Raw genomic sequence first — 12,671 nt, 5'->3', positions numbered from 1 at the left:
TGATATGAAGTCAGTCTGGGCAATTGGCCTTATGACCGGGACCGTCCTCGACGGATACATTGATATTGCCATGATCCGCACCGACGGCACGCAAATCGACGCGTTCGGGCCCTGGGAACTGGCCCCCTACCCGACAGACATTCGCGACCTGCTCGGAAAAACGTTCGAAGCAGCACTCAAGTGGCGTTTCGAAGGCCCGGAGCCTGAGATCTTCCGCGAGGCGGAAATCGCCCTCACCAAGGCACAGTCACAGGCCGTCAATCAATTTCTCGACAAGCACGGGTACACGTCCTCGGACATTTCCGCGATCGGCTTTCATGGCCAAACGGTGCTGCATGCGGCACCGGAGAGCGGCAAGCGCGGCCATACCCGGCAACTTGGCGACGGCAATCTGATGGCGCGGATCACAGGAACCGACGTCGTTTATGATTTTCGCTCCGCCGACATGGATGCCGGAGGACATGGCGCACCGCTTTCCGCGATCTATCACAAGGCAATGCTGAAAAAGATCCATACAGGAGGCGAAACAACCATCCTCAATCTTGGTGGTGTTGCCAACCTGACATGGTGCGACGGCGATGAAATGATTGCCTTTGACACCGGTCCTGCCAATGCACCGGTCAACGATTGGATCATGGAGCATTCAGGCGAAGACATGGACGTCGACGGTCAAACGGCCGCAAGCGGCACAGTTGACGAAGACCGGCTGAAAAAATTGCTGGAGCACCCATTCCTTGCAGCGCCTTATCCGAAATCACTGGATCGTTTCGATTTTTCGGCATCGATGGCTGAAGGACTCGACCAGGCGGATGGCGCGGCAACCCTGACTGCGTTCACGGCTGGCTCGGTCGGCAAGGCACTCGACCTGCTGCCGAAGCGGCCCAAGCGCATCATCGTCTGCGGCGGCGGGCGCAAGAACCCCTACATGATGAGGGAACTCGGCAAGCGCACCGGTGCGGAGATCGTACCGGCGGAAAGCGTCGGCCTGCGTGGCGACGCCGTCGAAGCCGAATGCTTTGCCTTTCTGGCCGTCAGATCCAAACTCGGCATGCCGATCAGCTTTCCGCTCACTACGGGTGTTCAGGAACCGATTACTGGAGGGCAGCTGGCTTCGCAGGTGGCGGCCTGACAGGGAGTGGACGGCTGGCGATGGACACAATACCGGAATACCTCGACAGCCTGAAGGCAAAGTTTGCCTCGGGTTCGGACTGGAACGAAGGCCTTGTCGCCCTTCTGGAAATGGCTGATCGCCTGCCTCCATTTGCCCCGGAGCTGAAGAATGAGGAAACGCGGTTTCACGGCTGCCAATCGCAAATCTGGTTGCTGCTGTCACACGATCCGCAGTCCGGGCGCATCCTATTCGCCGCCGATTCAGATGCTCGAATTGTCCGTGGATTGCTGGCGATTGCGCAAGGTTACTACCAGGGGCGGACACCGGAGGAAGCCGCGGCCTGTCCGCCGTCCATGCTGCGTGATGCCGGACTGCTGGATCTGCTGGCGCCAAGCCGGGCCAACGGATTCTATCGGCTGCTTCAGCACGTACACGCCTTTGCCTGTGAGCATGCCGACGAAGTGAAGGAAACCGGGACATGGAAACAAAGCTGACGCAGGAGGAGAACCGGCATTACGTCCGGCAGATGATCGTCCCAGGATGGGGTGAGGCCGGACAATTGCGGCTGAAACAGTCCCGGATACTGGTAATCGGTGCAGGTGGCCTTGGAGCACCCGTGCTTTTGTATCTTGCTGCTGCCGGTGTCGGAGCGATCGGCATAGCGGATGGAGATTATGTGGAAGGCTCAAACCTGCATCGCCAGGTCATCCACGGCATCGAAGATCTGGACCGGCCGAAAGTCGCGAGCGCTGCTGAAAAGCTGCGCCGCTCCAATCCGCATGTGCTGGTGACGGAACACACTTTTCCTGTTCATGCAGGCAACGCGGACTCGTTGATCGCCCAATATGACCTCGTCGTCGACTGCACCGATAATTTCACTACCCGTGAGACCATCGCGCTGACCTGCCGGAAGGCTAAAATCCCCCTTGTGAGCGGCGCGGCGCAGATCACCGACGGCACGATCACCACATTCACGCCCTACAAGGGCGCGGGCCACCCGTGTTTCAACTGCCTTTATCCGCGCTCGCCCGGCAGCGACCTGACCCCCGGTTGCTCGCAGATTGGTGTGGCGGGGCCTGTTCTTGCTGTCATCGGCGGACTGCAGGCCATGGAGGCAGTCAAGGAAATCATCGGAATGGGAGACAGTCTCTCCGGCCGTGTTCTCGTCTATGACGCCCTGTCGGCACGAACCGAGGAGATTGCCCTGGAAAGGCGTGGCGCGTGCCCGTGCGCCAGTGCCTGCGAGGAAGAAAGACGCGCCGTAAACAGTTAGCCGCCAGTGACAGGAGGGTAAATCTCAACACTGTCGCTATCTGTGACCCTGTGGGAAGGATCGACGTAGCGACGGTCGATGACATAGCGAAGAGCCTCAGGAAGCTCAAACACAGCCGAAGCATTTTCATAGTAAGATGAAAGGAAATTTGCCAAATCTGCCACTGTTTCAACACTCTTTGGGAGTATAATATCATCCAGATCTGTTCCTGTTACACTCTTTAGCCATGACCGGTATTTAATTTTCATGTCTGAACTCCTTCTTTCGTATAGAAAGTATCAAAATGAATCAGAATTTCAACACGGAAAACCGGAAATCTTCTCTGAAGAACTTGAAGGTTCTTGATCTGTCACGTTACATCTCCGGGCCGTTTTGCGGGCAGATCCTCGGTGATCTCGGTGCGGACGTGGTGAAGGTGGAACGGGTCGACGGCGGTGAAGAAGGACGCCGGGTAGGCGAGATGGTGGACGGGGAAACGCTGTTCTTTCTGGGAGCAAATCGGAACAAACGCAGCTTCACCGTCGATTTCCGCAATCCGGAGGGGCAGAAGATCCTTCGGCAGCTCGCCGCCAGGGCCGACATCCTGGTCGAGAATTTCCGGCCCGGAACCCTGGAGAAAATGGGGCTCGGCTACGAGGACCTTTCTGCCGTCAACCCCGGATTGATCCTGGTCCGGATCACCGGGTTCGGTCAGGAAGGCCCGATGGCTTCGCACCCCTGTTTCGACGGGGCTGCGCAGGCCCATAGCGGTCTGATGACGCTGACCGGACAACCGGACGGGCCGCCGACGATGTCAGGTGTTTTCGTCGCCGATTATTCAACCGCACTTTATGGTGCCATTGGCGCCCTCGCCGCCCTTGAAAACCGCCACCAAACAGGCAAAGGCCAGATCGTGGAGGCCACCCTGATGGACAGCGCCATGTCCATGCTCACCACCGCAATCGGGGAATCGGTGCTGCTTGGCGAGCAGCAAACGCGCCTTGGCAACAGGGACCGGTATCTTTCGCCGTCCCATTGTTTCAAGAGCCGCGACGACAGATGGATTTATGTGGTTGCCGGAAACAGTCAACATTTCGACAGGTTTGCGCATGTCATCGGCCAGCCCGAGCTGATTTCGGATCCGAGGTTCTCCAATCCGATCGTGAGAAACAGAAACGTCAGGGAGCTGGAGGAAATCATCGACGCCTGGGGAGCCGGCCTTGATGGCGACGAGATCCTCCTGCTTCTGCATGACGCCGCCATCCCCTGCGAGCCCGTGTCGTCGATTGCCGATGTGATCAAAAACCCGCAGGTGGTTCACCGCGGGCAGGTGGTGGACATTCCGCACCCGCGATCAGGAACGGTTCCGGTACCCGGCCCCGCCATCAAGATGTCGGCAACCCCTCCTGATGTCCATCGCGGTCCTCCGGAACTGGGCGCGCATACCGCCGAAGTGCTTTCGGATTGGCTGGGAATGCCCGAAGATGACATCCAGAATGCGCTGAACGCCGGATTTGTATGAACCGACAGGACGACGAAATGGTTTCCTTCGCCCTCAAAGGGGCCGTGATCGACTACGCGCAGCTCGAAGGCAGGGCACGGTTTCTGGCTCGCGAAAAGCTGCCTCTGCGTCTTGAGCTTCATACGTTCGGGCCGCGCGATCTTTATGATTCGGCAGGCCGGGAAAAGTGCCTTGCGAACCTCAATCGACTGCAGCAAACCTTCGGGCGCGCTGAATTGACAGTCCATATTCCGTTTCAGGACGTCAACCTTGTCACGCGCGCGGCGTTTGACCACGATCAGGTCGCCGTCACCCTGGAATTTGCGGACCGATGCGGTGCCAAAAAGATCGTGATGCATCGCTACTGGGGCATGGTCTTTGGCGATGCTCCCGCGCGCAGCAACCGGGTAGAGGCGGCAGAAGGCTTCAACGCCGCGGTACGCAGCCTTGCCCGACAGGCACCAGGCATCACGCTCCTGGTGGAGAACATGGGATTCTATTTTCTGGCTTCCTGCAAACGAGGGGATTACCTTGCCGGCCCCATCGACCACTTCTTTCCCTGGGAAGTGGCCGCTTTCAGAGCCGACATGGCCGCTAACGCCATCGCGAATGTGGAACCGTTCATAGACGTGGCGCATGCCACCTTGTCCTGTAATCTGTTTAACCGGCTCAAGGCGGACGTGTCGGACCTTGATACCGACCCGCGTTTTACCGGAATAACGCAGGACGACCTGGACCGCGCCAACCGGCTCCATCCGTTTGATTTTCTGGACGCGTCCATGCCATGGCTGCACATCAGCGACAGTCACCTACTGGCCGCCCCCTTCCCGCAAGACCTGCCACAGGTGTCGCTGACATCGGAAGGACTGGAGCTTGGAACCGGCAATCTTCCGTTTCAGTCCCTGCCGGAACAGCTGGCGAATGGCAGTGCCCCAACCACTCTGCTTCTGGAAGTGGACCCGGGCAAGGGCGACAACTATGCGGACAACTACGCGCAATGCAGGTCCCTGAAGTACCTGAGGCAGTGTTTCGATGCGGAGATGACGGACGCTTCAGCCGGCAGGAATTGACGGGAGCAGGTGCCGCAAAGCCCCGGACGTCTTCCGATCATTTTGGAAGACGCTCATACCCTCGGGCATGTGGCCTCCTAACCCTGATAGGCATGGCTCCACAAACGACGAAGAGCTGCAAGGAAAAGCGCGACAAGCAGGCTGCCTGCCCGGCACAAGCGGATTGACGACGCAAGACGCGGAAACCACCCGTTGTCCCGCAGTGTTGCCAATCGGCAATTGGTCACGATGGCCTAATCCAGCAGACGCGCCGGCTTCCAGTGATCCGGCACAGCAAAGTGTGCCTGCACCGCACCGCCGTCTCCGAGTCCGCGCACCATTCGGCAGTTGCAGTCCGGACTGTGCCCTTGCGGACGGTTGGTGACATCCAGGCAATCGGCAACCAGGTTCATCTGCATGCGCTCGAAGGGGGGATCGAACCGGCCGGTAAGCATTCCGATGGCGTAGCCCGCAGCCAGGGTGCCGCTGACGGTCGTGATGTAGCCCACCGTGTCGATCTGTGGGACTTCATGCGCTTCCGGCGGCACATCTCCGTCTCCGGCCGCATCCTTGATCCGCTGACGCTCTCCCGGTGACATAAGCTCCTGCCGGACCCGCACGGGATCGACCATTCCCCGGCACACCGGACAGGGATCATCCGGCCGGAACACGACAAGCTGAATGATCTGTCCGGTGACGCGGCCGTTCGCCCCTTCGATCAAGCCGCCGCAGTCAATAGCGGGAACGAGATAGCGCCGGGCCATTTCGGCGAGCGTAATCCGGCTCGTGTGCTGGTCGGTGCAGCCGATCAAGATGTCTGCACTCATGACTTCGGCGACGATTTCGGGTTGCGGCAGCCGTCCTTCATAGGCAATCACATCGATGTCGGGATCGATGTTTCGGACATGGTCCCGGGCAAGTTCAGCTTTGAGGGTTTCCGCTTCGACATGCTCGGGAAATGAGGCATGGGTGCGCTCCAGATTGGAGGGTGTGATGTGGTCTGAATCCACGATCACGATTCTGCCTACCCCGGCCCGGGCAAGCGTTGGGATTGTGACAGACCCGGTCCCCCCGGCACCGATCACCACAGCCGTCGAGCGGCGCAGGCGCTGATAGGCCTCAACGCCAAAGGAACTTGTAAACCGGGCCACCCGTTCTGGTGGAAGTTCCGGATCAGCCGGCCGGCTGCCGCTCAGCCAGAGCCGGGCTCCTGGCATTCCTTCCAGAAAAATCGCGTCGACCGCCTGCCAACGCGTACCGTTCCAGACCTCGCTCGCAATTTCGATGATTTGCGTGGGTGTCGACGCAGCGAGCAGCCTGACCGTGAAGTCCCCTTCGCGCGGCGCCTCGGTGCGCCCCCAGCGGCCATAGACCTCCTCGAATGACGTTTCCTCCGGGACCAGATCAACCTGTCCGTGGAGCAACGCTGCCTCGGGCGCACATTGCCGACCGGCACAGGTATAGATCCGCTGACCAGCCGCTACGCTTTCGGCAAAACGAAAGGAGAGCGACGACTGCCCTTGCGCCGTTGCGGCAAGATAATCGGTCAGGGCATTCAATTCCGGCCGTCCGAGCCGCACCATGACTTTAGGAGACATTCCGCCTCTTTTCCTGAAAGGTTTGTGTATTACGACCGCCACTGACACCCGGAGAATTTGGCTGCAGCACGCGGGGTCGGAACCGTTCCTATCCGCCCATCACAAAGTGACGCGTGACGAGAAAGTGCATTCCAGTCGTAATTTCCAGACGGGTGTCGCAAGGCACAAGAACAAGTTCGTTGCGGTCACCTTCCTGTTCGACAACGGCATTCTGCGCGGGAACACCGGCCAGTCCGGCGATGTCGGCGGTGGTCATTTCCTGAGTCACGCCATTCCTGGTGTCAAAGCGGCGCCGATTCACTGTGATTTCGAGCATATCTGTCATCTGCTACCTCCTTCCAGAGTTGACCCAGCGTTCTGTTGCCAGGGCTGCGCGCCGTTCCGGAAAGCCTGCGAACCGGTCGGGCGGGTCACGCTAACGGCCGTGCCGTTACTTCAGACGGGGGTCCAGTCCGTCCCGCAATGCATCTCCGAACAGATTGAGAGCGAATGCCACGATCAGAATTGCGAGACCGGAAAAGACCGCCGGCCACGGAGCGAGGAAAAGAAAATTGCGTCCTTCCGAAAGCATCATTCCGAGCGACGGTACCGGCGGCTGGGTGCCCAGTCCCAGAAACGACAAAGACGCCTCCACCAGAATGGCGGAGGACAGAAGCAGGCTGACCTGCACAAGAATGACGCTCGCAATATTGGGAAGAATGTGGAAGACGATGATCCTGAGGTCGGAGGCGCCGATGGAACGGGCACTCAGGACATAGTCGCTGGTCGCAACGACAAGAGCAGGAGCTCGCAGCAGGCGGGCGAAAATCGGCGTGTAGACGATTGCGATCGCAATGGCCGTCGGAAATCCACCCGGTCCGAGCAGGGCGATCACGCCAATTGCCAGCAACATGACCGGAAAGGCAAAGAGGACGTCCATCAAACGCATGATGATGCGGTCGGCCCAGCCCTTGTAGTAAGCAGCAAGCAGCCCGAGAATGCTTCCGAAAAACAGGGCGACAGCAACCGCTCCGGCTGAAATGGTCAAAGAGGAACGCAGCCCGAAAAGGATCCGGGACAAGACATCGCGCCCGAGTTCGTCCGTTCCAAGCCAATGTGCGCCGGTCGGCCCCTTCAGTCTTTGCAATATGTCCTGACCGAGCGGGTCGTAAGGGGCGAGCACCGGGGCAAAGATCGCCGCAATGGCAATCAGCACGACCAGGACGAGGGACACGTTGTAGAGCGAAAACCGTATCCGGGGTGGGTCCCTGCGAAGGAGTGTGCCGCCGCTCATTCGGAGATCCTCGGATCGATAAGGGTGTAGATTACATCCACAGTGAAATTCACCAGAACAAAGGTACAGGTGACGAGTAGAATGGAGGCCTGCAGGAGCGGATAATTCCGCTCCGAAATTGCTCCAAGGATCAGGCGCCCCAGTCCGGGGATCGCAAAGACCTGCTCGACGACGATTGCCCCGCCCAGAAGGTAGCCCGCCATGATGCCCACACTGGTGACGAAAGGAATGATGGCATTGCGCAACGCGTGCTTGTAGAAAATGCGGCGGGTCGGCAACCCCTTCGCTCTTGCCGTGCGGATGTAATCCTGCTGCATGGCTTCCAGCAGGGTCGAGCGCAACAGGCGAGCCAGATTTGCCAGGATGGGGAGACTGAGTGCGAAGGCTGGGAGAAACAGGCGTTGCAAATTGCCCAGCGGATCCTCGCCAAAAGGGACATATCCAAGCAGCTGAAGGCTGGGAGCCAGGGTCGAGAGCACCAGGATCATGAGGATTCCGAGCCAGAATGGCGGCACTGTCAGCCCAATCACCGAGCCCGCCTGAACAAAGGCTTCTCCGCGCCTTCCCCGGATTCTTGCCATCAGGATACCGAGCGGAATTGCCAGAACGATTGCCGTCAGCAATGCCAGAAACGTGAGCTGAAGAGTTGGCCACACGTGTCCGGCGATCTCCTCGATCACCGGTCGCCCGGTCCAGATCGAAACGCCGAAATCCCCTTGCAGAACACCGGTTAGCCAGTTCCAGTATTGCTCATGGATCGGGAGATCCAGCCCGAGACGGTTCCTCAGGGCCTCGATACGGTCCTCGGTAACTTCCGCATTCGCACCCAGCATGATGGCCACGGCGTCACCGGGTATCATCCGGATGAAGGCGAATACCAGAATTGAGACGCCAGTGATCACCACGAGGAGATCAATCAGCCGGCCACGCAAGCGTCTAAGGATCGTCATAGATTTTGCCCGGTTCGCTCATTCATGCGGGACGAGACGCTGCGTGGCGCCCTTAGGCGCCACGCCTTTCGTACCAAGGAAGTTGTTTTCCTAGTCGGCCACATAGGTTGTTGCCAGGGATCGCAACGAGCGGTTGGGGCTGATCTTGTAGCCTTCGACATCCTCACGCATGGCCGTGTAGATCTGGCCGTAGGTCAGGAAGATGACCGGTCCGTCGCAAGCCAGTTCGGACTGAACTTCCTTGTAGATCTTCTTGCGTCCCGCCGGGTCGGTTTCCTCCCGGCCGGCATCCAGCAACCCGTCAAGTTTTGCATTGGAGTACTTGAAGACGTTGGTGGATCCGTCGGAACGGAACGTGCGGTAGAAATAGTCATCCGGTTCGATGGTGCCTGAGTTCAGCGACACGAAGGCGTCGAAGTCGGAATTCTTCCATTGCTGAACAAATTGTCCGATTTCGGGGATGTCGAGCTTGAGATTGATACCGATTGGTTTGAGCGCCTGCTGTACGACCTGCGCAATCGCCTTGGTGCTGTCGCGCGGCAGCACGAGAAGGGTTGCCTCGACTGGCGTTTCGATGCCCGCCTCCGCCATCAGTTCCTTGCCCTTGTCCGCGCTGGTCGTGAAACAGGAAAACTCGCTGATCGGCGTCGCATAGTTGGTGAGTGCCGGTGAAAGAGGACCACCCGGGACGCCTGCACCGAACAGGGCGGCGGCCACGATGTCTTCACGGTTGATTGCGTAATTGATGGCTTCGCGCACTTTCGGATTGTCGAACGGCGGGCGTGTGACATTGATCCCGATGAGCGAGTAAGCCAACTCCAGCGTTTCCTGCGTCTTGATGCCGGGCCGCCCTTTGAACTGCATTGCGGTCAGGCCGTCGATGTTGGGCAGCATCTGATACTGGCCGCTGTTCAAGCCGACCTGTCGTGTCGCGGTTTCCGGAACGATGTTGTAGGTGACACCATCCAGTTTAGGCGCAGCGTCGTTCCAGTAATCCGTGTTTGCGACAAGCTCGATGGCAACGTTCGGCTTCCAGCCTGCCATCTTGAACGGTCCGGTCCCGTCCGGAGTTCTTTGCAGCGTTTCCGTATCGCCGGCATATTTGGCCGGAACCACCGCAATCGATGTCAGCGAAGACAGGAGCGGCGCGGAGGGCGCCGACAGCTTCAGCACCACCGTGTTTTCGTCCGGTGTCTCGATGCTTTCGACGGCCGCCAGACGGCTTGCCAGCGGAGACCCGGTTTCCTTGTTCAGCACCCGGTTGAGGCTTGCCGCCACATCTTCGGAGGTCATGGCCCCGCCGGTATGGAAATTGACACCGTCGCGCAGGGTAAATGTGTAGGTTTTCTTGTCGTCCGAAATGTCCCATCCCGTCGCAAGGCCCGGAACGATGTTCAGCTCTTCATCAAGTGCCGTCAGGCCTTCATAAATCGTGCCGTCAATGATTTGAAAGGACGTGAAGGCTGTCACGATGTGCGGATCAAGCCCCGATGGAGAGCCTACCACTGCAATCTGAAGTGGCTCGGCATGCACAGGCGCGGAAAGAAGGCCGACAAGCGCGACGCTGCAAGCCAAAGTCATTTTGCGAACGATTGTCACCATCTGAACCTCCCAAACATTACCAGCGTAATTGATCAAATTGCAGTCCACATGAATACCATTTACCATCAAAAGGGCATTGTCAATGGAACCAATTTAGTACAAGTTGACCAAAGCTCGTAAAACAAGATGCAAAACGACCCGTAAGGCAGGACCTATCTTGTGACTGTATCCGCAAACTCCGGTTGTGAAAATCACCCCCTACTTCAAATTGAAGGACTCCATCTGGAAACGGCGAGCGCCTCACTCGTCGAAGGGTTGACCCTGGACGTGCGCGAAGGAGAGATGGTCGGCCTGCTCGGAGAGTCGGGATGCGGCAAGACGGTCACTGCCCTGTCCGTTCTCGGCCTCCTGCCCTCCCACGCGGTCCGCGTGACACAAGGAGAGATTCGCTTCGACGGCGAGGACCTGACGGGACTGGACGAAAAGGCCCTCAACCGAATTCGCGGCAATCGCATTTCGATGATTTTCCAGGAACCCATGACATCGCTTAATCCGATCATGACCATCGGAGAGCAGATTGGTGAAGTTCTGGCAGCCCACCGGGGCATGGGAAGCCGGGAGCGCACACAGGAAATCCGCAAGCTTCTCGAACTGGTTGGCCTGCCGTCCCGGGACGAGGAGCTCGCCCGCTATCCGTTTCAGCTGTCGGGCGGACAGAGACAGCGCGTCATGATTGCGATCGCTCTTGCCTGCGAACCAGCGCTCCTTATCGCCGATGAGCCGACAACGGCGCTTGATGTAACGATCCAGGCCCAGATTCTCGAACTTATTACCGCGATGCGCAAGCGTTTCGGCATGGCCTGTATTCTTGTCACGCACGACCTTGGTGTGGTGGCGGAAACCTGTGACCGGGCGGTTGTGATGTATGCCGGGCGGATTGCCGAGACAGGGCCAGTTGGGGATCTGTTCACCAATCCGCTCCACCGCTACACCGAAGCGCTGATCCGCACTGTTCCTGCGGCCAACCGGCCCGGCGGGCTGCTTCCGGCAATTTCCGGCATGGTGCCGCCTCCCGGCGAGCGTCCGCCCGGGTGCGCCTTCGCGGATCGGTGCAGCCACGCCCTGCCGAAATGCCGGGACAGCGCACCGCCCGAAGTTCAGCGCGGCGACCACAGCGCATACTGCTGGAACCCCGCCACATGACCGCACTTCTGTCCGTTCGCGATCTGGTCAAGCATTATCCATCCCGTTCACACGGGCAAGTCCTCGCACTCGATGGTGTGTCCTTCGATCTGGCGCAGGGCGAGGTTCTTGGCATCGTCGGCGAATCGGGCTGCGGCAAAAGCACGTTGGGTCGCTCCCTGATGCGGATCGATACGCCGACCGCCGGAGAGATATGGTACAACGGAACCGATCTGGTAACCCTATCCGGGCGGGCGCTCAAAAAGATGCGGTCCGAAATACAGATGGTCTTTCAGGACCCCTTCGGTTCGCTCAATCCGCGCCACAGCGTCAGGACCATCATTTCGGAGCCGCTGGTGATCCATGGCATGTCCGGCCGCGAACAGCGCGTAAGGGAGCTTCTTGATCTCGTCGGCCTGCCCCAGTCGGCGGCCAAGCGGCTCCCGCACCAGTTTTCCGGCGGTCAGCGCCAGCGGATTGCGATCGCGCGCGCACTTGCGGTTAGTCCCAAAATCATTATCGCGGACGAAGCGGTTTCCGCGCTTGACGTCTCGATCCAGTCGCAAATCATCAACCTGCTTTCGCAACTGCGCCGCGACCTCGGCCTGTCGATCGTTTTCATCAGTCACGACCTCTCCGTGGTTCGGCATATCAGCGACCGGATCGGCGTCATGTATTTCGGAAAACTGGTGGAACTTGGCGAGACGGCCGCCATTTTCGACGCGCCAGCCCATCCCTACACGAAGGCTCTGCTGTCCGCGATTCCCAACCTTCCCGGCCAGTCAATCAGTAAGAACCAAATTGAAAAACGGATCGTTCTGGAAGGCGACGTTCCCGATATAGCGAACCGTCCGAACGGCTGCTTGTTCCATCAGCGATGCTATGAGGTTCGCGATCGATGTCGGTCGGAACGACCGGAGCTTAAGAACGTGCCCGGAGACGCGTTTCCAGACCGCGCCTGTGCCTGTCACTTCGCGCTGACAACGCCCTGAGCGACAAGCTTTCTTCCCGCTATTTCGGCTCGCAGTGTTCAATGCTTGGCGCGTGTCCCTTCGCGGTGATGCCTGAAAGGTGTCGGCCCGGTCTTCACCTGCTGGTCCCGCCATCCAATGACCGAATGAGGACAGATCGCGCCTCCGTCCGTTTCACGCTCAAGAGCTGCAAATCTTGGTCAACCGGTCCTGTTTCCCCGGAAGATTGCAGTTTTGACACA

At 59.0% G+C, this 12,671-nt stretch carries 13 protein-coding genes; 7 read left to right on the top strand and 6 right to left on the bottom strand.

What is annotated here, in order from left to right:
- Nucleotides 1-4 precede the first annotated feature (4 nt).
- From WNZ15_RS15200 to WNZ15_RS15190, 3 genes are read left to right on the top strand one after another with little or no spacing between them, the layout of a single operon-like run.
- Nucleotides 5-1,129 carry an anhydro-N-acetylmuramic acid kinase gene (locus tag WNZ15_RS15200; RefSeq protein WP_342893848.1) on the top strand — a complete coding sequence of 375 codons (1,125 nt, stop codon included), beginning with the start codon at nucleotides 5-7 and terminating at the stop codon, nucleotides 1,127-1,129.
- Nucleotides 1,130-1,149: 20 nt separating this feature from the next.
- A complete protein-coding gene (locus WNZ15_RS15195) occupies nucleotides 1,150-1,605 on the top strand; it encodes a SufE family protein (protein ID WP_342893847.1) in 456 nt (151 codons plus the stop codon).
- A complete protein-coding gene (locus WNZ15_RS15190) occupies nucleotides 1,590-2,384 on the top strand; it encodes a HesA/MoeB/ThiF family protein (RefSeq protein WP_342893846.1) in 795 nt (264 codons plus the stop codon). The genes WNZ15_RS15195 and WNZ15_RS15190 overlap by 16 nt, the downstream gene beginning before the upstream one ends.
- On the opposite strand, the gene WNZ15_RS15185 is transcribed toward WNZ15_RS15190, so the two are convergent.
- Complete coding sequence (locus WNZ15_RS15185) at nucleotides 2,381-2,632, bottom strand: MoaD/ThiS family protein (RefSeq protein WP_342893845.1); 252 nt, start codon at nucleotides 2,630-2,632, stop codon at nucleotides 2,381-2,383. The two genes, WNZ15_RS15190 and WNZ15_RS15185, sit on opposite strands and share 4 nt — an antisense overlap.
- Nucleotides 2,633-2,667: 35 nt before the next feature.
- On the opposite strand from WNZ15_RS15185, the gene WNZ15_RS15180 reads away from it, so the two are divergent.
- Nucleotides 2,668-3,885 (top strand): CoA transferase, encoded by a 1,218-nt coding sequence (locus WNZ15_RS15180; protein ID WP_342893844.1) that lies wholly within the window; start codon nucleotides 2,668-2,670, stop codon nucleotides 3,883-3,885.
- A gap of 17 nt (nucleotides 3,886-3,902) precedes the next feature.
- Nucleotides 3,903-4,934, top strand: coding sequence for a hypothetical protein (locus tag WNZ15_RS15175; RefSeq protein ID WP_342893843.1), 1,032 nt, complete (start codon nucleotides 3,903-3,905; stop codon nucleotides 4,932-4,934).
- Nucleotides 4,935-5,167: 233 nt separating this feature from the next.
- On the opposite strand, the gene WNZ15_RS15170 is transcribed toward WNZ15_RS15175, so the two are convergent.
- The 5 genes from WNZ15_RS15170 to WNZ15_RS15150 all read right to left on the bottom strand — a co-directional run bounded on the left by WNZ15_RS15170 (nucleotide 5,168) and on the right by WNZ15_RS15150 (nucleotide 10,336).
- The gene (locus WNZ15_RS15170; RefSeq protein WP_342893842.1) at nucleotides 5,168-6,511 is read right to left on the bottom strand and encodes a ThiF family adenylyltransferase; all 1,344 of its coding nucleotides are present in this window, start codon (nucleotides 6,509-6,511) and stop codon (nucleotides 5,168-5,170) included.
- Nucleotides 6,512-6,599: 88 nt separating this feature from the next.
- On the bottom strand, nucleotides 6,600-6,836 hold the full coding sequence (locus WNZ15_RS15165; RefSeq protein ID WP_342893841.1) for a hypothetical protein: 237 nt from the start codon (nucleotides 6,834-6,836) through the stop codon (nucleotides 6,600-6,602).
- A 105-nt stretch (nucleotides 6,837-6,941) separates the two neighbouring features.
- Nucleotides 6,942-7,784 carry an ABC transporter permease gene (locus tag WNZ15_RS15160; protein ID WP_342893840.1) on the bottom strand — a complete coding sequence of 281 codons (843 nt, stop codon included), beginning with the start codon at nucleotides 7,782-7,784 and terminating at the stop codon, nucleotides 6,942-6,944.
- Nucleotides 7,781-8,734, bottom strand: a complete 954-nt coding sequence (locus WNZ15_RS15155; RefSeq protein ID WP_342893839.1) for an ABC transporter permease — start codon at nucleotides 8,732-8,734, stop codon at nucleotides 7,781-7,783. The genes WNZ15_RS15160 and WNZ15_RS15155 overlap by 4 nt, the downstream gene beginning before the upstream one ends.
- Before the next feature lie 90 nt (nucleotides 8,735-8,824).
- Nucleotides 8,825-10,336, bottom strand: coding sequence for an ABC transporter substrate-binding protein (locus WNZ15_RS15150; RefSeq protein ID WP_342893838.1), 1,512 nt, complete (start codon nucleotides 10,334-10,336; stop codon nucleotides 8,825-8,827).
- A gap of 159 nt (nucleotides 10,337-10,495) precedes the next feature.
- On the opposite strand from WNZ15_RS15150, the gene WNZ15_RS15145 reads away from it, so the two are divergent.
- Nucleotides 10,496-11,479 carry an ABC transporter ATP-binding protein gene (locus WNZ15_RS15145; protein ID WP_342893837.1) on the top strand — a complete coding sequence of 328 codons (984 nt, stop codon included), beginning with the start codon at nucleotides 10,496-10,498 and terminating at the stop codon, nucleotides 11,477-11,479.
- Nucleotides 11,476-12,450: an oligopeptide/dipeptide ABC transporter ATP-binding protein gene (locus WNZ15_RS15140; RefSeq protein WP_342893836.1), complete on the top strand. Its 975-nt coding sequence runs from the start codon at nucleotides 11,476-11,478 to the stop codon at nucleotides 12,448-12,450. The genes WNZ15_RS15145 and WNZ15_RS15140 overlap by 4 nt, the downstream gene beginning before the upstream one ends.
- Nucleotides 12,451-12,671: the final 221 nt, after the last annotated feature.

It is taken from the genome of Roseibium sp. AS2 (genome assembly GCF_038900065.1).
Taxonomy (GTDB): Bacteria; Pseudomonadota; Alphaproteobacteria; order Rhizobiales; family Stappiaceae; genus Roseibium.
The sequence above is the reverse complement of the archived record's forward strand: the minus strand, read 5'-3'. Positions and strand labels throughout refer to the sequence as shown.